At 71.8% G+C, this 18,462-nt stretch carries 19 protein-coding genes and 2 tRNA genes; 2 read left to right on the forward strand and 19 right to left on the reverse strand.

Translation table 11 applies throughout. The annotated features are described in order from the left end of the window. Positions 1-319 precede the first annotated feature (319 nt). The 6 genes from ABXS69_RS07250 to nadD all read right to left on the reverse strand — a co-directional run bounded on the left by ABXS69_RS07250 (position 320) and on the right by nadD (position 4,407). Positions 320-392 (reverse strand) — tRNA-Ala (locus tag ABXS69_RS07250). A 35-nt stretch (positions 393-427) separates the two neighbouring features. Beyond that, positions 428-500 (reverse strand) — tRNA-Ala (locus ABXS69_RS07255). Then, on the reverse strand, positions 501-1,280 hold the full coding sequence (locus ABXS69_RS07260; RefSeq protein ID WP_366180050.1) for a histidine phosphatase family protein: 780 nt from the start codon (positions 1,278-1,280) through the stop codon (positions 501-503). It abuts the tRNA gene before it with no gap. Positions 1,281-1,293: 13 nt separating this feature from the next. Beyond that, complete coding sequence (gene rsfS, locus ABXS69_RS07265; protein WP_366180051.1) at positions 1,294-1,698, reverse strand: ribosome silencing factor; 405 nt, start codon at positions 1,696-1,698, stop codon at positions 1,294-1,296. A gap of 74 nt (positions 1,699-1,772) precedes the next feature. Then, positions 1,773-3,704, reverse strand: a complete 1,932-nt coding sequence (locus ABXS69_RS07270; protein ID WP_366180052.1) for a hypothetical protein — start codon at positions 3,702-3,704, stop codon at positions 1,773-1,775. Next, positions 3,685-4,407 (reverse strand): nicotinate-nucleotide adenylyltransferase, encoded by a 723-nt coding sequence (gene nadD / locus ABXS69_RS07275; RefSeq protein ID WP_366180053.1) that lies wholly within the window; start codon positions 4,405-4,407, stop codon positions 3,685-3,687. The genes ABXS69_RS07270 and nadD overlap by 20 nt, the downstream gene beginning before the upstream one ends. Before the next feature lie 306 nt (positions 4,408-4,713). Here nadD and ABXS69_RS07280 point away from each other — a divergent pair, with 306 nt between their 5' ends. Continuing rightward, positions 4,714-5,490: a DeoR/GlpR family DNA-binding transcription regulator gene (locus tag ABXS69_RS07280; protein WP_366180054.1), complete on the forward strand. Its 777-nt coding sequence runs from the start codon at positions 4,714-4,716 to the stop codon at positions 5,488-5,490. Between the two features lie 6 nt (positions 5,491-5,496). Here the strand turns inward: ABXS69_RS07280 and ABXS69_RS07285 are convergent, their stop codons facing one another. After that, the gene (locus tag ABXS69_RS07285; protein ID WP_366180055.1) at positions 5,497-6,828 is read right to left on the reverse strand and encodes a glutamate-5-semialdehyde dehydrogenase; all 1,332 of its coding nucleotides are present in this window, start codon (positions 6,826-6,828) and stop codon (positions 5,497-5,499) included. 233 nt (positions 6,829-7,061) lie between these two features. Here ABXS69_RS07285 and ABXS69_RS07290 point away from each other — a divergent pair, with 233 nt between their 5' ends. Beyond that, a complete protein-coding gene (locus ABXS69_RS07290; protein ID WP_366180056.1) occupies positions 7,062-7,742 on the forward strand; it encodes a hypothetical protein in 681 nt (226 codons plus the stop codon). Positions 7,743-7,754: 12 nt separating this feature from the next. Here ABXS69_RS07290 and proB read toward each other — a convergent pair whose 3' ends face one another. The 12 genes from proB to nrfH form a co-directional block, all read right to left on the reverse strand. Then, positions 7,755-8,885 carry a glutamate 5-kinase gene (gene proB / locus ABXS69_RS07295; protein ID WP_366180057.1) on the reverse strand — a complete coding sequence of 377 codons (1,131 nt, stop codon included), beginning with the start codon at positions 8,883-8,885 and terminating at the stop codon, positions 7,755-7,757. Further along, positions 8,882-10,492 carry a GTPase ObgE gene (obgE, locus tag ABXS69_RS07300; RefSeq protein WP_366180058.1) on the reverse strand — a complete coding sequence of 537 codons (1,611 nt, stop codon included), beginning with the start codon at positions 10,490-10,492 and terminating at the stop codon, positions 8,882-8,884. Before obgE ends, proB begins: the two co-directional genes overlap by 4 nt. A gap of 128 nt (positions 10,493-10,620) precedes the next feature. Beyond that, entirely contained in the window at positions 10,621-10,878 is a 258-nt protein-coding gene (gene rpmA / locus ABXS69_RS07305) for a 50S ribosomal protein L27 (protein WP_366180059.1), read from the reverse strand. A gap of 51 nt (positions 10,879-10,929) precedes the next feature. Next, the gene (gene rplU / locus ABXS69_RS07310) at positions 10,930-11,250 is read right to left on the reverse strand and encodes a 50S ribosomal protein L21 (RefSeq protein WP_080463079.1); all 321 of its coding nucleotides are present in this window, start codon (positions 11,248-11,250) and stop codon (positions 10,930-10,932) included. Positions 11,251-11,432: 182 nt separating this feature from the next. Then, on the reverse strand, positions 11,433-12,146 hold the full coding sequence (locus tag ABXS69_RS07315; RefSeq protein WP_366180060.1) for a TlpA disulfide reductase family protein: 714 nt from the start codon (positions 12,144-12,146) through the stop codon (positions 11,433-11,435). After that, on the reverse strand, positions 12,139-13,083 hold the full coding sequence (gene ccsB, locus ABXS69_RS07320; protein WP_366180061.1) for a c-type cytochrome biogenesis protein CcsB: 945 nt from the start codon (positions 13,081-13,083) through the stop codon (positions 12,139-12,141). The genes ABXS69_RS07315 and ccsB overlap by 8 nt, the downstream gene beginning before the upstream one ends. After that, positions 13,076-14,623 carry a cytochrome c biogenesis protein ResB gene (locus tag ABXS69_RS07325; RefSeq protein ID WP_366180062.1) on the reverse strand — a complete coding sequence of 516 codons (1,548 nt, stop codon included), beginning with the start codon at positions 14,621-14,623 and terminating at the stop codon, positions 13,076-13,078. Before ABXS69_RS07325 ends, ccsB begins: the two co-directional genes overlap by 8 nt. 10 nt (positions 14,624-14,633) lie before the next feature. Next, on the reverse strand, positions 14,634-15,458 hold the full coding sequence (locus tag ABXS69_RS07330; RefSeq protein ID WP_366180063.1) for a cytochrome c biogenesis protein CcdA: 825 nt from the start codon (positions 15,456-15,458) through the stop codon (positions 14,634-14,636). Continuing rightward, the gene (locus ABXS69_RS07335; RefSeq protein WP_366180064.1) at positions 15,455-16,336 is read right to left on the reverse strand and encodes a tetratricopeptide repeat protein; all 882 of its coding nucleotides are present in this window, start codon (positions 16,334-16,336) and stop codon (positions 15,455-15,457) included. Before ABXS69_RS07335 ends, ABXS69_RS07330 begins: the two co-directional genes overlap by 4 nt. A 41-nt stretch (positions 16,337-16,377) precedes the next feature. Continuing rightward, entirely contained in the window at positions 16,378-17,277 is a 900-nt protein-coding gene (locus ABXS69_RS07340; RefSeq protein WP_366180065.1) for an ammonia-forming cytochrome c nitrite reductase subunit c552, read from the reverse strand. A 4-nt stretch (positions 17,278-17,281) separates the two neighbouring features. Next, on the reverse strand, positions 17,282-17,953 hold the full coding sequence (locus ABXS69_RS07345) for an ammonia-forming cytochrome c nitrite reductase subunit c552 (protein ID WP_366180066.1): 672 nt from the start codon (positions 17,951-17,953) through the stop codon (positions 17,282-17,284). Positions 17,954-17,966: 13 nt separating this feature from the next. Further along, positions 17,967-18,446, reverse strand: a complete 480-nt coding sequence (gene nrfH / locus ABXS69_RS07350; RefSeq protein WP_366180067.1) for a cytochrome c nitrite reductase small subunit — start codon at positions 18,444-18,446, stop codon at positions 17,967-17,969. Positions 18,447-18,462 lie beyond the last annotated feature (16 nt).

Here is an 18,462-nt window from a genome sequence, read left to right on the forward strand (position 1 = left end):
ACGCCATAGGTGAGGCTACCCTCAGGGGGTGGGGGTGTGTCGAGCCCGCGCGCGGATGAAGGGGGCCGCGAAAGAGCTGGGGCGGGCAGCGCCTGGCATGAGAGGCACCCTGGCGCGCGATCGGCCCGGGGAGCGAAGGCCTCACTGGACCTCGGACTGGCCAAGCGGTTCACCGCCCGCCCGCGGCATCCCGTCTCACACGCCGCGGCACTCATCGAGAGCAGCCCGACGCCGAAGCCCCCATCTGGGCCCAGCACGCGCACAAGGCCCGAACCAAGACCATCGACGATGGCGGGGGCTCGGACCTTGTGCGAGGGGGTGGAGCTAGGGGGATTCGAACCCCCGACCTCTTCCATGCCATGGAAGCGCGCTACCAACTGCGCCATAGCCCCGAAGGGACACCCGCCCGGCTGAGCCGGTCGGATCGTGGAGCTAGGGGGATTCGAACCCCCGACCTCTTCCATGCCATGGAAGCGCGCTACCAACTGCGCCATAGCCCCTCACGGGCGCCACCCGCTGGGCGACGCGGATAACTCTATGGACTCGCGGGCTCCTGGGCAAATCCTCCGCGCGTGTGCTGGCTCACCGAAACGCTCGGAGACGCGGGGTGTCAGGGCAGCAGCGCCGTCGGCTCGGCGCCGTCGTTCCAGGCCTGGAGCTTCCCATCCGGGAACGCGATGGGAGGAGCGCAGCCTCGCCCAGTGGGCGTTGTCCAGGCCCCGCAGCCCGAACCAGTGGGAGGCGTCCATGCCGAGCAGCGCCGTCGTTCCCTGGGTGATGGCCGATCCGTGCGCGACGATGATGAGCGGCCCCTCCCCCGCGGCGCCCGCGAGGCTCCTGACGGCCTCGCTGAAGCGCTGGCCCACGGCGCGGCGGGGCTCCACATCGACCCCCTGGGGGTCTTGGCCGGTGCGCCACACGGCATAGGCATCGGGCCAACCCGCCCTGATCTCATCGGCTGTGAGTCCCTCCCAGCGCCCGAAGTCGCGCTCGGCGAGGCCGGGATGCGTGGTCACCTCGACCGCGAGGCGCACGGCCAGGGCCTGCGCCGTGGCGCGGGCCCTGGCCAGTGGCGAGGAGACGATCCGGCACGCGGCCGTCTGCCCGGCTCCCGGCTCGCGCGCGCCGATGAGGGAGCGCAGGACGTCCTGGAGTCGCCCGGCGCCGGCCTCGGCCTGGGCCCTGCCGGTGGCGTTGAGGGGAATGTCGACCCGGCCTTGGACGCGGCCCCCCACGTTGTAGTCAGTCTGCCCGTGGCGCCAGAGGATGACGTCGGTCATGATGGCTCCGGGATCAGTCGCCGGCCTCGGGGGCCCCAGCCGCCTGGGCGGCCCCGGCGGGCGCCAAGGGCAGGCCGATGACGGGGCAGTCCTTCCAGAGCCGCTCCAGCGCGTAGTACTCCCGGTCCTCGGCCTGCTGGACGTGGATCATGATCTCGTCGTAGTCCAGGAGCACCCAATGGGCCTCCTCGACGCCCTCGCGCATCCGGCGCTTGGCGCCCGCGCGCGTCATGGCCTCCTCGACGGCGTCGACGATCGCCCGCACCTGCCGGTCATTGCCGCCGGAGAGCACGAGGAAGACGTCGGTGAGCGCCAGGCGCTCGGAGACGTCGATCGCGATGATCTCCTCCGCCTTCTTCTCAGCGGCCGCGCGCGCGGCGGCGATGGTCAGCTCGACGGCGCGTTCGGTCGCGGCCATGGGGCTCCTTCTGGGGAGGGACGGATTGACATTGGCCTGATCGACCACGCGACGGCCCTGCGGCCATCGCCCGGTCAGGTCAGGAGGGGGGTCCAGTCGGGCACCGCCCCGGCGTTGACGGAGGATCCCCCGAGCTGCGACATGATGACCCAGATGATGATCAGGACGACAGCGGCGAGGACGAAGGCGAGGAGGATGGCGAGTGTCCGGCGGGTGGCCTTTGATCCCGAGGAATCCTTGCCCGAGCGCGTCACGTCCTCCCATGACTCAGCGGAGGTCCGGGCTCCGAGGGGGGCGTGGCCGGTCCTCGGCTCAGCCACGGCGGGCGCCGATGGCGCGGCCGGCTCGTTGTAACCGGCGTAGGAGCCATAGGGCGAGGAGACCACATAACCGGGGTCTCCCGCCGGATCGTCCCTGAGGTCCGCAGGCACTCTGGTCACCACGGTGTCGGCGGCAGCGGGGGCCTCGGCCTCGAGCGGGGCCTCGTCCCCGGAGCGCAGCGCGCGCCATTGCGGGGAGTCGATCCCATCGAAGTCCTCATCGACGGGCTGGACGGAACCGAGCTCGCCGGTGCTGGCGTTCATCGTGCGAACGCCCTGCGCGGCCGCGGGGATGCGCACGATCGGCCGGCGGATCGCGCTGGGGGCCGAGGGCTCCGCCATCGTGCTGCCGGGCTGGGGGTCAGGGCCGTTCCCCTCCTCCGATACCGGTGAGGCCTCGGCCTGCGGGGCTCCGAGCGCGGATTCGTCTCGCGCGGCCGTCCGCCAGGTGGGCTCGTAGCCCCGGTCGGCCCTCTGGTCGTCCTGAGGGGGCTGCCAGCCGCGATGCGTCTGGGGCGACGCGGACTGCTGGGTGGTGGCCGGGGAGTCGGCCTGCGCGCCCCGCTCCTTGAGCGAGCGCCGTGAGGGGGCGGCCGACGGGCCATGCAGGCCAGGGCCGCCTGCGCCCGGCCCTCCAGAGGTCGACGCTGAGGGAGTGCCGCCATCGGCGGAGCGCGGGCCGTCTTGGGCGAGCGGGAGGTCGGCTGAGGGGAGGATCCCGGTCTCGAACCCGGAGATCTCGACGACCTGGTCGGCGCTCAGCGAGGAGGCGGAGCCGATCTGCTGCTCGCGCCCCGCCTGCCCGTCCTGGGCGAGCGGGGGCGTGTGGGAGGCGGGCGCCGACGCGGCGGAGCCGGAGGCCTCACTGGCCTCGCCCACAGGACGGGGCGCCGGATCAGCCGACCCGCTCACGGCGGTGGAGGAGGCGCCGGGAGGTGCGACCTGGTGACTGGCGTGCCCGGCCCGCGCCCGCGGGGGCTCCATGTCCTCGGAGCGGCCGTCGTCATGGCCGACCGCGGGCTCCTCGGCCCGGGGGGCCGCCGCATGGCTCGTGCGGCCGTGACGCTCATCAGCCGGCGCCGAGTGATCGGATGAGTCCCCGGCGCGTCCCACGGGCGGCGCGGAGTCGTCCTGCCGGGAGTCGCTCCCCGTTGAGGAGGTCCCCTCCGCCTCGGTCTGGGCGGGCTCGGCGACGACGCCGCCACCGGGGGTCGCGACGGGCTCGTCGGGGCCCCCGGGCCCGGGACCGTGACCGACGCCGAGCGCGCCCTCCGAGGCGGAGTAGTCGTGGGAGCCGCCATCGTCCTCAGCCGAGGCTGAGGACGCGGGCGATGGCTCGGCCGAGGCTGAGGGCTCGGCTGAGGCTGAGGGTTCGGCTGAGGCTGAGGGTTCGGCTGAGGACGATGGCGCGGCCGAGGAGAGCACGATGCTGTGCTCATCGGCCAGCGGGTCCTGGAGCGCCCGCGCCTGCTCGATGGTGATCTCGCCCGCCGCGACGGCGGCGCGCAACGCCTCGGCCTCCTCGCGCAGGCGCTTCATCTCCCGCCGGGTCAGGAGGGGCTGCTGACCGGTGAGGATGGCCTCGCGCTCCGCCTCGCGCTCCGCCTGCCGGATGGATCGACGGCTGTGGTGATGGGGGTCGCTTGTCGAATCGGATGTCGTGGCGTCAGTGGGCTCCGGGCTCACCGTCGTTCTCCTTCCTGAGCGACTGCTCTCGCGCGACGCGTGCGGTCATCGACGTCGTCGATGATGCCCGCCCGGCCCTACGGTAGAGGCCGTACTTGCGAATGTACTGAACCACCCCGTCGGGCACGAGGTACCACACGGGCCCCCCGTCGCTCACTCGCTCACGGCAGTCCGTTGATGAGATGCTCATCGCGGGGACCTCCATGAGGGAGACCCTGTCCTCAGGCAGGCCCATATCCGTCAGAACGTGGCCCGGCCGGGTCACGCCCACGAGTTGAGCGAGCTCAAAGATCTCTTCGTTGTCCTTCCATGTGAGGATCTGCGCGAGCGCGTCGGCCCCGGTGATGAAGTAGAGCGCGGCGCCAGGGTATTTCGCGGCGATGTCATGCAGGGTGTCGATCGTGTACGTGGTGCCACCGCGGTCGATATCGACCCGGGACACGGTGAACCGCGGGTTCGAGGCAGTGGCGATGACCGTCATGAGGTAGCGGTGCTCCGCGGGAGAGACCCGGCGGTCCTTCTTGAAGGGCTGCGTCGCCGTCGGGACGAAGATCACCTCATCGAGGTCGAAGGCGTGCTGGACCTCGCTCGCCGCCACCAGGTGCCCGTGGTGAATGGGATCGAAGGTGCCGCCCATGATGCCGATGCGCAACTGGCGCGGCGCTCCTAGCACCACGTCCGCCTCACCAGCACTCTTGGGCACGAATACTCCTCCGGTCGGTCCCGCGCGCGCGCACGGGGTGCCACCATCCTGCCATGACGCGCGCGCTTCGGGGCCTTGCCACACGCGCCAGCGCGTCTCGCGAACTCCCCCTCAAGCCTTGAGCCGCGTGGCTCCCGCGCGCCGAGGGCCTCGAAGTGCCATCATTTGTCATATTCCTGCCCTGAGACGACTCCTGGGCCGGCTCCACGCGGTCGCGGCGCAGCGCCTCCCGCGACCGGCCGGGGAGGCGCCCCCGGCCGGGCCCGCGCGGCCCGCCGGGGCCTGACGAGACGAGGAGGAGCCCTCATGTCCAGGCATGAACGACTCTCAGCGATCCTGGGAATCATCGTCGAGGAGGGCGGAGTCCATATCGACGACATCGTCTCGCGCCTCGGCGTCTCGGCGGCCACCGCGCGGCGCGATCTCGACCTGCTGGCGGATCAGCAGCTCGTCACCCGAACGCGCGGCGGGGCCTCAGCGAACCCGACCTCCGCGCAGCTCCCTCTTCGCTACCGCAGCTCCCGGATGGCCGATGAGAAGACCAGGATCGCCCGCGCGGCGGCGGCGATGGTCTCCGCCGGCGACACCGTCGGCCTCAATGGCGGGACCACGACGACGGAGGTGGCGCGCGAGATCGCCCTCCTGGAGGGCGCGGCCGACCCCGATCATCCGGTCACCGTGGTGACCAACACGGTGAACATCGCCTCCGAGCTCACCGTGCGCCAGGGCGTACGCGTGGTGGTCACCGGCGGCGTGGCACGGGCGCGCTCCTACGAACTCACCGGCCCACTGGCCGAGCTCATCCTCCCCCAGATCACCATCGGCACGCTGTTCCTCGGCGTCGAGGGGATCGACGCCCTGGGCGCCTACGCGCAGCACGAGGGCGAGGCGGCGGTCGGCGCCGCGTTCGTGCGCCGCGCGCGCAGGGTCGTCATCGTCACCGATCACACGAAGCTGGGCGCGGCCGCCTTCGCGCTGATCTGCCGGGCCGATCGCATCGACGCGCTGCTCACCGACTCCGGCGCGACCCCCGAGCAGCTCGGGCCACTGCGGCAGGCCGGCATCGAGGTCATCACTGTGTGAGAAGGCTCAGGGCCTCACATGCCCATCGCCCTCCACCACCCAGGTGGTCGTCGTCAGCTCAGCCAGGCCCATGGGGCCGCGGGCGTGGAGCTTCTGGGTCGAGATCCCGAGCTCGGCGCCCAGGCCCAGCTGGCCGCCGTCGGTGAACCTGGTGGAGGCGTTGACCATGACCGCCGCTGAGTCCATGCCGGCGATGAAGCGGTTGATGACCGCCGCGTCCTGGGCGAGGACCGCCTCAGTGTGACCGGTGGTGTAGCGGCGGATGTGGCTGATCGCCGCCTCGAGGTCGTCGACGACCCGCACGGCCAGGTCCAACGAGCCGTACTCAGCGCCCCAGTCCTCCTCGACCGCCGCGACGAGGTGGCGCTCGGCGCCCTCCTCAGCAGCGGGATCGGCGAGAATGGCGCGGGAGGCCTCGTCGGCGTGAAGGACGGTCCCGTGCTCCCAGAGCGCCCGGGCGGCAGCGGGGAGGTACTCCCGGGCGACGTCCTGGTGGACGAGCAGGGTCTCGGCGGCGTTGCACACCCCGACGCGCTGGGTCTTGGCGTTGACGATGATGCCCACGGCCGCCTCGCGGTCGGCGCTGGCGTCGACGTACACGTGGCAGTTGCCCGAGCCGGTCTCGATGACCGGGACGGAGGAGCTCTCGACGACGGCGCGGATGAGCCCGGCGCCGCCCCTGGGCACGAGCACGTCGACGAGGCCGCGGGCACGCATGAGCGCCTGCGCGCCCTCGCGCCCGGCGGGATCGATGGTGGTCACGAGATCCGCGGGAAGCCCCTGATCGGCGAGGGAGGCCCGGAGCGCGGCCACGATCGCGGCGTTGCTCCGCCCGGCGGCGCTGCCGCCGCGCAGGACGACGGCGTTGCCCGACTTCACGGCGAGCGCGGCCACATCGACGGTGACATTGGGGCGCGCCTCGTAGATCATGCCGACGACGCCCATGGGGGTGCGGAGCCTGCGCACCCGCAGCCCATTGGGCATGGTGGAGCCGTCGACGACCTGACCCACGGGGTCGGGCAGGGCGGCGATCTCCTCCACGGAGGCGGCGATCCGCTCGATCCGGGCCTCGTCAAGGGCCAGGCGGTCGACGAGCCCCTCCTTCATGCCGGCCTCGCGGGCGGCCGCCAGGTCCTCCTCATTGGCCGCGCGGATGCTCCCGCTCTGGGCACGCAGGGCCGAGGCCATGGCGAGCAGGGCGGCGTCCTTGACCGCCCGTGTCGCCCCGGCGAACTCGCGCTGGGCCGTCCGCGCCGCGAGGGCCGCCTCGCGGACGAGGGCCTCGGCGGGGGCGTCGGCCGCGATGGTGCTGGACTGGGTGGACCGCGTCGTCGTCATGGGACCAGCCTACGTCGCCCTGGAGGCGCCAGCCTCGACGGGGCGGTCGAGGGAGTCGAGGAGCGGGCCCCGGATGTTGCCCGCCCTGGGCACGGGGCCCTCGTCGCGGTAGACTGCCAAGACGCCTGGTCGCGCGGTGGCGCCCATGGCGTCTTCCGGCGTTCCAGCCCGTGCCGTCTCCACCGCTGACGGCGCGATGGGGCGGAAGCACCAGTGTCCTGAGGAGTCAGCACATGAGACCTCGCAGTCGCGCGCCGCTGCGCGCCATGGCGCTCGCGATCCTCGCGACGCTGGCTGCCTGCCAGAGCGCGCCCGCCGACGACGGGCGCCCCGGCGAGGCGTCGGGCTCCCCAGAGCCGACGATCGTCGTGCCCCCGGGCGCCGCCGGCGGCGGCGGTCCCGCCCGACAGCCCGGCCGGACCCCGGGCGCCGACCACTCGCCGACGCCGATTCAGCCGGAGACGACCCCGACCGCGGTGGGCGCCGGCGCGGGCCCCGACGACTCCGCCTCCACCGCCCTCCCCTCCCCCACCGAGCAGGCATCACCGCTTCCCTCCGCCCAGGCCACGGAGAACCGCGCGTCGACCGAGGCCTCGATGAGCTCGGAGAAGGGCGCCCTGGAGTCCGCGCTCAGCGGCGCCACCTTCACGATCTCCCAGGCCTCCGCGCCCGAGTGCGTCGGGCTCGAGGCCACGTTCAACGCCGACCACACCTATGTCGGATCCGCCGTCGCGAGCGCGCCGACGCCCTGTCTGCCCGAGTACGACGGCTGGGAGATCGGCCAGGACTCGCACGGCTACACGATCACGAACCGCGACGGGAGCCTCTTCGTGGCGCGCTCCGTCACCCGCTCGGCCGATGGCTCCATCGTCCTGGAGCGCTCCGACGGGACCCTCACCCTGACCCCGAAGTGACTCAGCGGTGATTCAGCCCGCCAGGCGCGGGAGCTCGGCGAGGTCGTCGCGGTGCACGACGGGCGCGAGGTGGTCGGGCATCGGCGCCCCACTGCCGCGGGCGTCGAGGACCTCCTCGATCTCGGTCGAGGCGTAGCGGCAGATCCCGCGGGCCACGGGGCCCCTGGGTCCGATGATCTCGATGACGGAGCCGGACTCGAACTCGCCGTTGACCCCCACCACGCCGGGCAGGAGGAGGGACTTCTTGCCCACGGTGAGGGCGTCGGCCGCCCCGGCGTCGATGAGCACGCGTCCCTCGACCCGGGAGGCGTGGGCCATCCACAACCGCCGACTGGGCCGGTGGGGGCCGGTCGGCTCGAACCAGGTGCCGAGGTCGGCCGGCACTCCCCCGGGCCCGAGCAGGCGGGCGGCGTCGTCCGCCGAGGCGATGATCGTGGCGGTCCCGGAGGCGCGGGCGATCGTGGCGGCCTGGGCCTTCGTGCGCATCCCACCTGTGCCCAGGGCCGATCCCGAGCCGGTGACGTCGACGTTCTCCAGGCTCCCGCCCCCGGGCACGTAGCGGATGGGAGCGGCTCCGGGCGTGCCAGGGCGGGCGGTCCACATGCCGTCCACATCCGTGAGGAGGATGAGGACGTCCGCCGTCACCAGGTGGGCGACGAGCGCGGCCAGGTGGTCGTTGTCCCCCAGGTTGAACTCCGTCGTGGCCACGGCGTCGTTCTCGTTGATGATCGGCACCGCGCCCAGGCCGAGCAGGGTGTCGAAGGTGGCGCGAACGGTCCGGTAGTGGCTGCGCACGGCCACGTCCTGCGCGGTGAGGAGCACTTGGGCGATGACCACCCCGTGGTTGCTCATAGCCGCCTGCCAGCGCGCCATGAGGTGGCCCTGGCCCACGGAGGCCGCCGCCGCGAGCATGCTGAGGTCGTCCGGGCGGCGCTCGATCCCCAATGGGGGAAGGCCCGCCGCGACCGCGCCAGAGGACACGAGCACGACGTCGTGGCCGCGCCGCCTCATGCCCGCCACGAGCCTGGCGAGCACATCGATGCGGTTGAGGTCGAGCCCGCCGTCATCGCGGGTCAGCGAGGAGGAACCCACTTTGATGACGACGCGGGATCCCTCGGGCAGCGCTGCGGGGCGCGCGCTCACGACTCCGCCCCGCCATCATCGTCGCCGCCCCCGCGGGACCAGGAGGAGGCGTCGGTCCAGATACCCTCGGCGGCCTCGTCCCGCAGCTCCTGACGGGCGGCCTCCTTGGCGTCCATGCGCTCGTGGTAACGCGCGCGGCGCTCGGCGTTGGTGCGCCGGTGGTAGTCCTCGACGCGCGTGTCCGTCCCCCGCGCCCCGAGGAGCTCGGCGCCGGTGGTCATCGTGGGCTCCCAGGTGAACAGGATGCCGCCGTCGACCGCGCCGATGAGCACGGCGTCCCCGGCGCGCGCGCCGGCCTTGACGAGCAGGTCCTCGACTCCCCCGGTGGCGAGCCGGTCGGCGAGGTAGCCGACCGCCTCGTTGTTGGAGAAGTCGGTCTGGAGGATCCAGCGCTCGGGCTTCTCCCCCCGCACCTGGTACACGCGCCCCTCGGTGGGGTGGTTGATGGGCCGCACGACGGCGATGTCCTCCTTGCCGCGCCGTCCGACGGCGGCCGGCCGGACGACGGGGCGGGCGGCCTCGCGCTGCTGGGCGAGCTCGGCGGCGGAGGCGGGCCGGGCCGCCCTGGCGGCGCCCACACGCTCGGCCAAGGCGAAGGAGAGCTCGCGCAGACCGGTGTGGGCCACGGCGGAGATCGTGAAGACCGGCAGCCCACGGGCGGCGATGTCGTCGGTGACGAACTCGGCGAGCTCGGCGGCATCGGGGACGTCCGCCTTGTTGAGCACGACGACGCGCGGCCGCTCCATCAGCGGCGCGCGACCGGTGAGGAGAGGGTCGTTGTCATCGCCGATGCGCTCGGAGTAGGCGGCCAGCTCGGCCTCGATGATGTCCAGGTCGCTCAGAGGATCACGACCGGGCTCCAGGGTGGCGCAGTCCAGGACGTGCACGATGACGGAGCAGCGCTCGATATGGCGGAGGAACTCCAGGCCGAGCCCCTTGCCCTCGCTGGCGCCGGGGATGAGGCCGGGGACGTCGGCGATCGTGTAGCGGGTCATGCCGGCCTCGACGACGCCGAGGTTGGGGACGAGGGTGGTGAAGGGGTAGTCGGCGATCTTGGGGCGGGCCGCGCTCATGGCGGCGATGAGCGAGGACTTGCCGGCGCTGGGGTAGCCGACGAGCGCGACGTCAGCGATGGTCTTGAGCTCCAGGGTGATGTCGCGGACCTGGCCGGGCTCGCCCAGGAGGTGGAAGCCGGGGGCGCGGCGCTTGGAGGAGGCGAGAGAGAAGTTGCCGCGCCCGCCGGTGCCGCCCTGGGCGACGACGACGCGGGCGTCCGCGCCCACGAGGTCAGCCAGGACGCGACCCTCGTCGTCCTTGACCACCGTGCCCTCGGGCACGGGAAGGACGACGTCCTTGCCGTCGACGCCGCGGCGCCAGTCGCCCATGCCCGGGGTGCCCTTCCCGGCGCTGCGGTGCGGGGAGCGGTGATAGCTGAGCAGGGTGGTGGTCCGGGGGTCGACGGCGAGGATGACGTCACCGCCGTGGCCGCCATCGCCGCCGTCAGGGCCGGCTAGAGGCTTGAACTTCTCCCGGTGGATGGAGGTGCAGCCATCACCGCCGTCGCCCCCGGCGACGTGGAGGACCACTCGGTCGATAAAGCTGGGCATGGTCTCTCCTCATGGATGGGGCCGGGGCCGGTTGGGGCTGGGACGGGCGCCACGACCCGGCCCTGGGAAAAGCGCGAGGGCGGACGGCCGAAGCCGTTCGCCCTCGCGAGAGTCCGGGTGCGCGAGGCTCAGGCCTCGGGGAGCACGACGTTGACCACCCGGCGGCCGCGCCGGGTGCCGAACTGGACGTTGCCGGCCGCGGTGGCGAAAAGCGTGTCGTCGTTGCCGCGGCCCACGTTGTCGCCGGGGTGGAAGTGGGTGCCACGCTGGCGGACGATGATCTCGCCAGCCTTGACGAACTGGCCGCCGTAGCGCTTCACGCCGAGGCGCTGGGCGTTCGAGTCACGGCCGTTGCGGGAGGAACCAAGACCCTTCTTGTGTGCCATCTCAGGCTTCTCTCTCTCTTGACTGGTGCGATTCTTCGGTGGCGCCGGGCGTCACTTGATCGCGGTGACCTTGACGGCCGTCAGCTGGGCGCGGTGGCCCTGGCGCTTGCGGAAGCCGGTCTTGTTCTTGAACTTGAGGATGTTGATCTTGGGGCCCTTCTCGTCGCCGACGATCTCGGCCTTGACGGAGGACGTGGCAAGGTCAGCGGCGGAGGCGGTCACCTTGTCGCCATCCACCAGCATGACGGGGGCGAGGGTGACCTCGTCGCCGATCTCACCGGCAAGCTTGTCGACGACCACGACGTCGCCGACGGAGACCTTCTCCTGACGGCCACCAGCCTTGACGATCGCGTAGACCACGGGAATGCTCATCTCTTCCGATTCTGCGGAGCGCCTCCGGTGGGCCTGACCGGCCCGCACCGGGAGGGCGCTCTCCTGGGCAAGCGGTGCGACACGCACCGGCTGACTACTTTAGGTGAAATGCTCCCGGGGCTCCAAGCCCAGGGGTGCGACGCGCCTGTGTTCTTCGGCACGGGCAGTCCCCGCGGGCCGGGCTAGCCGATGAGGGCCCGCGCCTGCGCCCGCATCTGGTCCGGGGACATCGCGCCGACCCGCGTGGCCGCTATCGAGCCATCGGCGTCGATGAACCAGTGGGCGGGGATCCCGTAGACGCCGTAGGCCGAGGAGATCGCGTCCTCGGCGTCCACCACGGTGGTGTAGGTCAGTCCCAGGCGCTGGACGTAGTCGGCGACGGTCCGGGCGTTGTCCTGGACGTGGACGGCGATGATCGTCAGTCGATCCCCGTACTCCTGGGAGATCGCCTGGACGTCGGGGGCCTCGGTGCGGCACTCGGCGCACCAGGTGGCGCCGAAGAGCAGCCACACGGGCCTGCCCCGCAGATCGGTCAGGTCCACCGGGGCGCCGTTGATGTCCGTGGCGCTGAAGGCGGGAGCCTCCTGGCCCACCTGGGGGGCGGCGCCGCTGGGGGCGCCCGTCGACAGCATCGTCACCCCGCCGTCGCCCTGGCCGGAGGCCGGGGCGGCGGAGCCCTCAGCGCGCCACGAGCCCGTCAGCCACACGCCGCCCAGGATGAGCGACGTGGCCGCTGCCAGGACGAGGATGTTGCTCAGCCACACGGGGATGCGGCGGTGGGGGCGGGCGCCCGGCCCGGCGCCCCCTGCGCCGCCGTCGGGCTCCGTCGACAGGGCGGGGCTCGCCCCGCGCTCGTCCAGGATGGCCTCGTCGTCCATCTCCTCACTGTCAGCCATAGGAGTGCAGCCCCCCGAAGAAGTGGTTCCCGAAATAGGCGAAGAGCACCGCGGCGAACCCGAGGATGAGGAGCCAGGCGCTGCGCGACCCCTGCCAGCCCCTGGTCACCCGGGCATGCAGGTAGGCGCCGTAGACCAACCAGGTCACGAGGGCCGCGGTCTCCTTGGGATCCCAGCCCCAGTAGCGGCCCCACGCGGTGTTCGCCCAGACGGCGCCCAGCACGGTCATCATGGTCAGCAGCGGGAAGGTGGCGGTGGCGGACTTGTAGCCGACGTCGTCGAGCACCTCGCGCGAGGGGAGGGACCGGAATCTCCTCAGATGGGGGTGGAGGAGGTAGAAGACCGCAGCGGCGAAGGACACGCAGGCCGCCCCGTAGGCCAGTACCGCGAAGAACACGTGGAGGGTCAGCATGAGGGAGTTGCGCAGGGCCGGGACGAGCGGCTTGATCGCCTTGTCCTGGCCGTCGGCGTAGATGAGCAGGGCGATGACCACCGGGAGGACCACGATGGACAGCCAGCGCACGCGGTAGCGGAACTCGGCGATGAGGTACATGAGCAGGATGCCGAAGGTGAAGGACACCGCGAACTCATGCTGGTTGGCGAACGGGCTGTACCCGGTGGCGCTGGCGCGCAGAGCCAGGTAGGCGGTGATGAGGGCAAGGGCGATGGCGGTGAAGCCGGTGGCGTACAGAGCCAGCCCCCTGGGCAGGCCGGCGCGCGAGGCGCGCGCCCAGTGGGCCGAGTGGCTCGCCCGGCTCCGCGCCGCGTCGTCGGGGGCCTTGCCGCCGTGAGCCCCGCCCGGGCCCGCCGGGGCCGGGACGGCCTGGGCCCGGGCTCCGCGCCCGGTGAGGACGACGGCGTCGCAGACGACGGCCAGGACGAGGATCGCCATGGCCGAGGTCAAGAGGAACTGGCCGATGCTGAGGACGTTATTCATGGTCGCTGGGCTCCTTCTCCTTGCTCTCCTTGGCGGTGGTGGCGGCATCAGGGACCTCGGGGCCGTCCTGGGGCCCGACGGCGGCCTCGATGCGCCCGACGAGCGCGGCGAACATGCGCTCGAAGGTGATGTCGAGGCGAGAGACCGACCCGAGGCGGATGACGCTCCCGGCGCCGTTCTCGTCGGGCTCCACGCGCACCCATAGGCGCCGGTAGGGCATGAGGAAGGTGATCGACATGCCGATCATCAGCAGCGCCGAGGCGACCCACATGATCGGGGTGCCCGGGTCCCTCCGAAGCGTGAGCCCCGTGTACTGGCGCTCCCGTTCGAAGGTGACGGTGAGGTCCTCGAACTGGGCCGCGGTCCCGGCCTCGGCCCGCTGCTCGGCCCGCGGGTCGGTGTGGCCGTCGGGGGCCAGGCCGAAGACAGCGGTTCCTGGCGCTATCTGGGACACCGCCTGCCCTGAGGCGGGCAGGAAGACGTAGACGACCCTGCCATCGGGCAAGTCGACCCGCCCGTAGACCTCGGTCTTCCTCGGGGTCTGCCACTGGAGGGGGACGCTGCGCCGGGCGAGGACGGTCCCGGCGGCGTCGGCGATGGTGACATCCGCGGATGTGCCGTAGGAGGCCTGGTGGAGCCTGTAGCCGTCGATGGCCATCGGCGAGTTGACCCGCACCTCCTGGCGGGCGACCTCGGTCTCCCCCCGCAGGACGGACAGGTCGGACACGTAGTCCACGGGCTGCCCGGTGTCGGTGCGGGAATCGGTGAAGGAGTTGGCGCGCACGCTCAGCCCCGTTCCGTGGCCGATCTCGACGCTGGAGCCGACGGGAACGGTCAGGCCCTCTTCGATGCCCCAGGCGGAGGAGACGACGAAGGCGCCCAGGATGAGGACGAAGGCCGTGTGCGCCAGCACGGTGCCGATGCCCGAGCGCGCGTTGCGGTCGGCGTAGAGGCAGTGCTCGGGGTCGCGGTCATCCGTGATGACCCGCCAGCGGGCCTTGCGCAGCGCCTCCCGGGTCGCCTCCAGCGACGCCGGGACGCCCTCGGGGCTGGGGACGCGCGCGCGGTAGCGCGCCTTGTCGAAGAACCGGGGGGCGACGTGCGCCCGGGGCTCCCTCTCGCGCTTGACCAGCTCGGGGACGCGGTGGACCGTGCAGGCGATGATGCTCAGGGCCAGGAGCGAGACCACCGCGTAGAAGCCGATGGAGGTGAAGACGTGGAAGAGGCCCAGGGCGTCGAGGGCCGTCGTCATCCGCCCCAGGGCGGGGCGCCTGGCGTTGAGGAAGGCCTCCTTGGCCCACGGGTCGGCCAGGACCTCCTTCGTGGCCTGGGGCAGGAGCGAGCCGATGAAGGCGTACAGGGCGAGCAGGAGGATGACTGTCAGGCCGAGCGTCTTGGAGTAGAAGAGCCGGTAGAGCCAGAGGAACAGCTCGACCACCGGCACGTCCCTCTCCCCGCCGCTGATGTCGGGGGCGGTGACCTCGGCGGCCGAGTCGGGCCCTTCAGGGCCTGGAGCAGCCTTGGGCGCCTTGTCTGTCATGGAGTCCTCCTCATAGTGGGGTGCTCACGAGACCGGAGAGCGGGGCCAGCAGATCCATGGTCATCAGCGCCCCGACGGCGATGAGCAGGACTCCCGAGGCGATCCGGATGGCGCGGCCGTGGGCGCGCAGCCACGCTGTTCTGGCCGCCGCACGGTCAATGCCCAGGGCCAGGACGATCACCGGCGCACCGAGCCCGGCGCAGAACACGACCATGAGCGCGAAGCCCTGCCAGGCGGAAGCCGCTTGGGAGGCGAGCGCGATGATCGCGCCGAGCACTGGGCCGATACAGGGCGACCACCCCAGGGCGAAGCCGATGCCCATGAGCAGCGAGCTGAGAGGAGTCGCTCCCCCGCCCGGGCGGCCGGCATCGCCGAGCCCACCGCCGAGGGCGCGGTCCAGCGCCCTGATCCGCAGCAGTCCAACGGCGTGCAGGCCCATCACGACGAGAAGGGCGCCGCCCACGAGGCGCAGGGCCCGGCGGTGCGCGCCCAGGGCGACGGCGCCGGACACGATGAGCGCCCACAGCCCGACGAACACGGCGGAGAAGCCGAGCACGAAGGCGGTGGCGTTGAGCACGACGCGGGGCGGGGCGGGGCGCGCGGCCCCGCCGACGGCCGGGGCCCTCAGGGGGATGGCCGCGCCGCTTCCCCTCACCGGCCCGAGGTCGCCCCTGGTGAGCACGGGGGCGCGGCGCAGCGAGGGGATCTCCGCCGCGGCGGCGCTCCCGCGCCCGGCAAGGTGGGCGAGGAGCGCGGGCACCAGGGGCAGGAAGCAGGGCGAGGCGAAGGCCATGAGACCCGCCAGGAGCGCGACGGGGACGGACACGGGCGTCATCGGGGCGCCGCCTCGGCAGTGGCGCTCGCGCTTCCAGTGGGGGCGGCGGGCGCCCCCTGGGGCCCGGCCGTGCCGCCCGGCGATCCCAGGTTGACCATGTGCGAGCGCGCCTTGCCGGCCATCTCCGAGTCGGGGGCGAGGTCGATGACCTTCTGCCAGGCGGCCCGGGCGGCCGCCTCGTCCGGCGGTTTGGCGCTCATGTGGATGAAACCGAGGTAGTACCAGGCCTCCGCCTGGGCCGGGTCCTCATCGGTGACGCCGGTGAGGGTCTCGATCGCCCTGTCGTAGTCCCCGAGGCCGGCGTAGGCGCGCCCGAGCCGGATCTTCAGATCGATATTCGCAGGATCGGCCTGGATCTGCGACTGGATGGTGGAGACCTCCGCCGCCCACTGCTCGGTGCCCGGCTTGGAGGCGTCGCCCTGCGCTCCAGCGCTGGCCATGGCGCCCCCGTGGGGAGAGCCGGAGGAGACTCCCCCCACATTGCTGTACCAGATCGCGGCGGCGATGCCGAGGATGAGGGCGGCGACGAGCGCGATGCGCTCCGCGCTCGACAACGGCGCGCGCCGCCTCGACGTCGAGCCAGCCGACTCCCGGCGCTCGCCCTCACCCCGCTTGGCGCGGCGCGAGGCGAGCCTGGAGCCGATGAGGTCGTCGTCCTCCTCCAGGCCAGCGTAGAAGGCCTCGGACTCGTCCTGCTCCTCCGAATCGGCGGCGTCGGCGCTGCCGGCCTCCGTTCCCTTGGCGGCGCCCTCGGCGGCCTCCTCAGCGCCCCCTGGCCCCGCGACCTCTCCCGCCGCCCGCAGGAGCTCCTGGCGCTCCTTCGGGCTCAGCTCATCGAGAAGCTCGCGGACTCGCCTGAGGCGGTCGTCAACCGGCACTGGGGCATCCCCCCGCGCGTCCCTGCCCTCAGCGCCCGCCATCAGTGGCCGCTGCCTTGGGAGGCGCCGCTCGCCGCCTTGTCCGAGGGGTAGTGCTCGGCATTGGCGGTCGAGACGTCCGAGGCCTTGAGCTCCTCGGCGGTCTTGCCCGTCAGTGCCAGGCGGCCGTTCTGCGCGGCGTTCTCCGCCTGGTTGATGATCCGCTGCTCGTAGTCCGGGGCGTGGAAGCCGTAGGAGTTCTCGGAGTAGACGTAGTCGAGGTAGAAGCTCGCCTTGCGCTGGTACTGCTGGGCCAGGGCGATCTGCTCGGTCGAGGTGCCATTGGTCTTGGCCGCCTCCAGGTCGGAGATGAGGCCGACCAGGGCGTCGAAGGCGCGGTCGCGCGAGGAGATGAAGTTTGCCTGGATCGTGCGCACCCGCTTCTCGATGACGCCGTCGCCGGTCTTGTGGCAGGTGCCGCAGGAGGCGTTGACATCCGTCATCGGCGTGGTGACATGGTGGTTGGAGACCTTGCCGGCGCCCACGCGCTTGTAGTTCATGTGGCAGTCGGCGCAGCCGACCCCGTTGGCGGCGTGGACCGAGTTGGACCAGATGTCGAACTCGGGGTGCTGGGCCTTGAGCATGGGCGCCCCGGTCTTCTCATGGGTCCAGTCGGTGAATCCCTGCTCCTCGTAGTAGGAGTAGATGTTGTCGATGTCGATGCCCTTGTCCCAGGGGAAGGTCAGGACCTTGTTCTCGCCCTTGAAGTAGTACTCCACGTGGCACTGGGCGCACACGTACGTGCGCATCTCCTGCGGGGTGGCGTCCTTGTTGACCTCGAACTCCTTCACGCCCTGGCTGGCCTTGAGGGCCTTGATGCCGCGCATGAAGGCCGGGCGGGTGACCCGCAGCCCCATGGTCTTGGGGTCGTGGCAGTCGATGCAGGCCACCGGGTGGGCCACCGAGTCATCGGAGAGGACCTGGGAGAAGCTTCATCGTGCCAGTGGCCTCGAAGCCCGCCTCACGATCGCCGTTGCCGAGCTTGTCATAGAGGGCCGGGGCCGAGACGTGGCAGTTCGCGCAGGTGCCGGGCTGCTGGTCCTTGGCGTTGCGCAGCGTGTGCTGCTGGTCCACCGCGGTGTACGCGTGCCCGCGGGCGTGCCGGTAGTCCACGGCGAAGGCGTACCCGGACCACATCTTGACCAGTCGGGGGTCCTCCTCCAACTTCTGGGACTTGACCTCGGTGCGGGGGTCCCCCTCCACCGAGTGCGGCACCATCTTGCCGGCGTGCTCGGCGGGGGTGAACTCCGCCGTCCTCTTGAAGTCCGCGTACTGGACGGGGTAGTTCTGGCCCCAGATGGCGGGGTCGTAGGAGGTCTCATCGAGCTCCGCGACGTTGTGGAAGGCGCGCGAGCCCTCGGCCTGGTGGTTGTTGATGCTCATGAGCAGCATGGTCACGACGAAGGTCGCTCCAGCGACCAGCGCCATGAGCAGCACCATGAACACGGGCCCCCTGAAGAAGGAGCGCTTGTGCCTCGCCGCGACCCTGCCGCGGCCCTCGTCCTTCGCCGGGCTCGTGGCGCTGTCGCGGTCAGCCTCCGCTGCGGGCCCCTTGGGGCTCTGGTCGGCGGTGTCCATGGCCTGATCCTCTCTACTCATGGCCAATCCCGGAATGGCAGTGAACGCAGTCGTAGACCTCGTTGCGGTTAAGCGCCCCGTGGCGCATGTCATCGGTCACGCCAGCGTGGCAGTGCACGCAGGCCTCGTTGGCGACGTCCATGTTGACGTCGCGGATGACGATGTTCTCGGGGTAGTCGCCGGTGGTGAATTTCAAGCCGTGGAGGAAGCCGTCCTCAGCCTTCACCCAGTACTTGTGGATGATGTTGTCGTGCGGCAGGTGGCAGTCCCCGCAGGTGGCGCTGTGCCGGTGGTGCCCCGCCTGCCAGGACTTGTACTGGTCCTCCATCACATGGCAGTTGACGCAGGCCTTCGGGTCATTGCTGAGGTAGGAGAACCCCTTGGCGTACACGAAGGTGTAGGCCATCAGCCCGATGAGGATGCCGATCGCGAATGCCACGATCCAGCGCAGGACCGCGGCGATCCCGATCCTCCTGACGGTGGCCGCCGCCATGACCCCTCCCCATGAC

The sequence above is a fragment of the Actinomyces timonensis genome, assembly GCF_040702965.1.
Lineage (GTDB): Bacteria > Actinomycetota > Actinomycetes > Actinomycetales > Actinomycetaceae > Actinomyces > Actinomyces timonensis_A.

What these genes read in the sequence shown, in the direction of transcription:
- ABXS69_RS07260 (WP_366180050.1), bottom strand. Translation starts at nt 1,280, where the DNA reads ATGACCGACGTCATCCTCTGGCGCCACGGGCAGACTGACTACAACGTG.
- rsfS (WP_366180051.1), bottom strand. Translation starts at nt 1,698, where the DNA reads ATGGCCGCGACCGAACGCGCCGTCGAGCTGACCATCGCCGCCGCGCGC.
- ABXS69_RS07280 (WP_366180054.1), top strand. Translation starts at nt 4,714, where the DNA reads ATGTCCAGGCATGAACGACTCTCAGCGATCCTGGGAATCATCGTCGAG.
- ABXS69_RS07285 (WP_366180055.1), bottom strand. Translation starts at nt 6,828, where the DNA reads ATGACGACGACGCGGTCCACCCAGTCCAGCACCATCGCGGCCGACGCC.
- ABXS69_RS07290 (WP_366180056.1), top strand. Translation starts at nt 7,062, where the DNA reads ATGAGACCTCGCAGTCGCGCGCCGCTGCGCGCCATGGCGCTCGCGATC.
- obgE (WP_366180058.1), bottom strand. Translation starts at nt 10,492, where the DNA reads ATGCCCAGCTTTATCGACCGAGTGGTCCTCCACGTCGCCGGGGGCGAC.
- rpmA (WP_366180059.1), bottom strand. Translation starts at nt 10,878, where the DNA reads ATGGCACACAAGAAGGGTCTTGGTTCCTCCCGCAACGGCCGTGACTCG.
- rplU (WP_080463079.1), bottom strand. Translation starts at nt 11,250, where the DNA reads ATGAGCATTCCCGTGGTCTACGCGATCGTCAAGGCTGGTGGCCGTCAG.
- ABXS69_RS07315 (WP_366180060.1), bottom strand. Translation starts at nt 12,146, where the DNA reads ATGGCTGACAGTGAGGAGATGGACGACGAGGCCATCCTGGACGAGCGC.
- ccsB (WP_366180061.1), bottom strand. Translation starts at nt 13,083, where the DNA reads ATGAATAACGTCCTCAGCATCGGCCAGTTCCTCTTGACCTCGGCCATG.
- ABXS69_RS07325 (WP_366180062.1), bottom strand. Translation starts at nt 14,623, where the DNA reads ATGACAGACAAGGCGCCCAAGGCTGCTCCAGGCCCTGAAGGGCCCGAC.
- ABXS69_RS07330 (WP_366180063.1), bottom strand. Translation starts at nt 15,458, where the DNA reads ATGACGCCCGTGTCCGTCCCCGTCGCGCTCCTGGCGGGTCTCATGGCC.
- ABXS69_RS07345 (WP_366180066.1), bottom strand. Translation starts at nt 17,953, where the DNA reads ATGGACACCGCCGACCAGAGCCCCAAGGGGCCCGCAGCGGAGGCTGAC.
- nrfH (WP_366180067.1), bottom strand. Translation starts at nt 18,446, where the DNA reads ATGGCGGCGGCCACCGTCAGGAGGATCGGGATCGCCGCGGTCCTGCGC.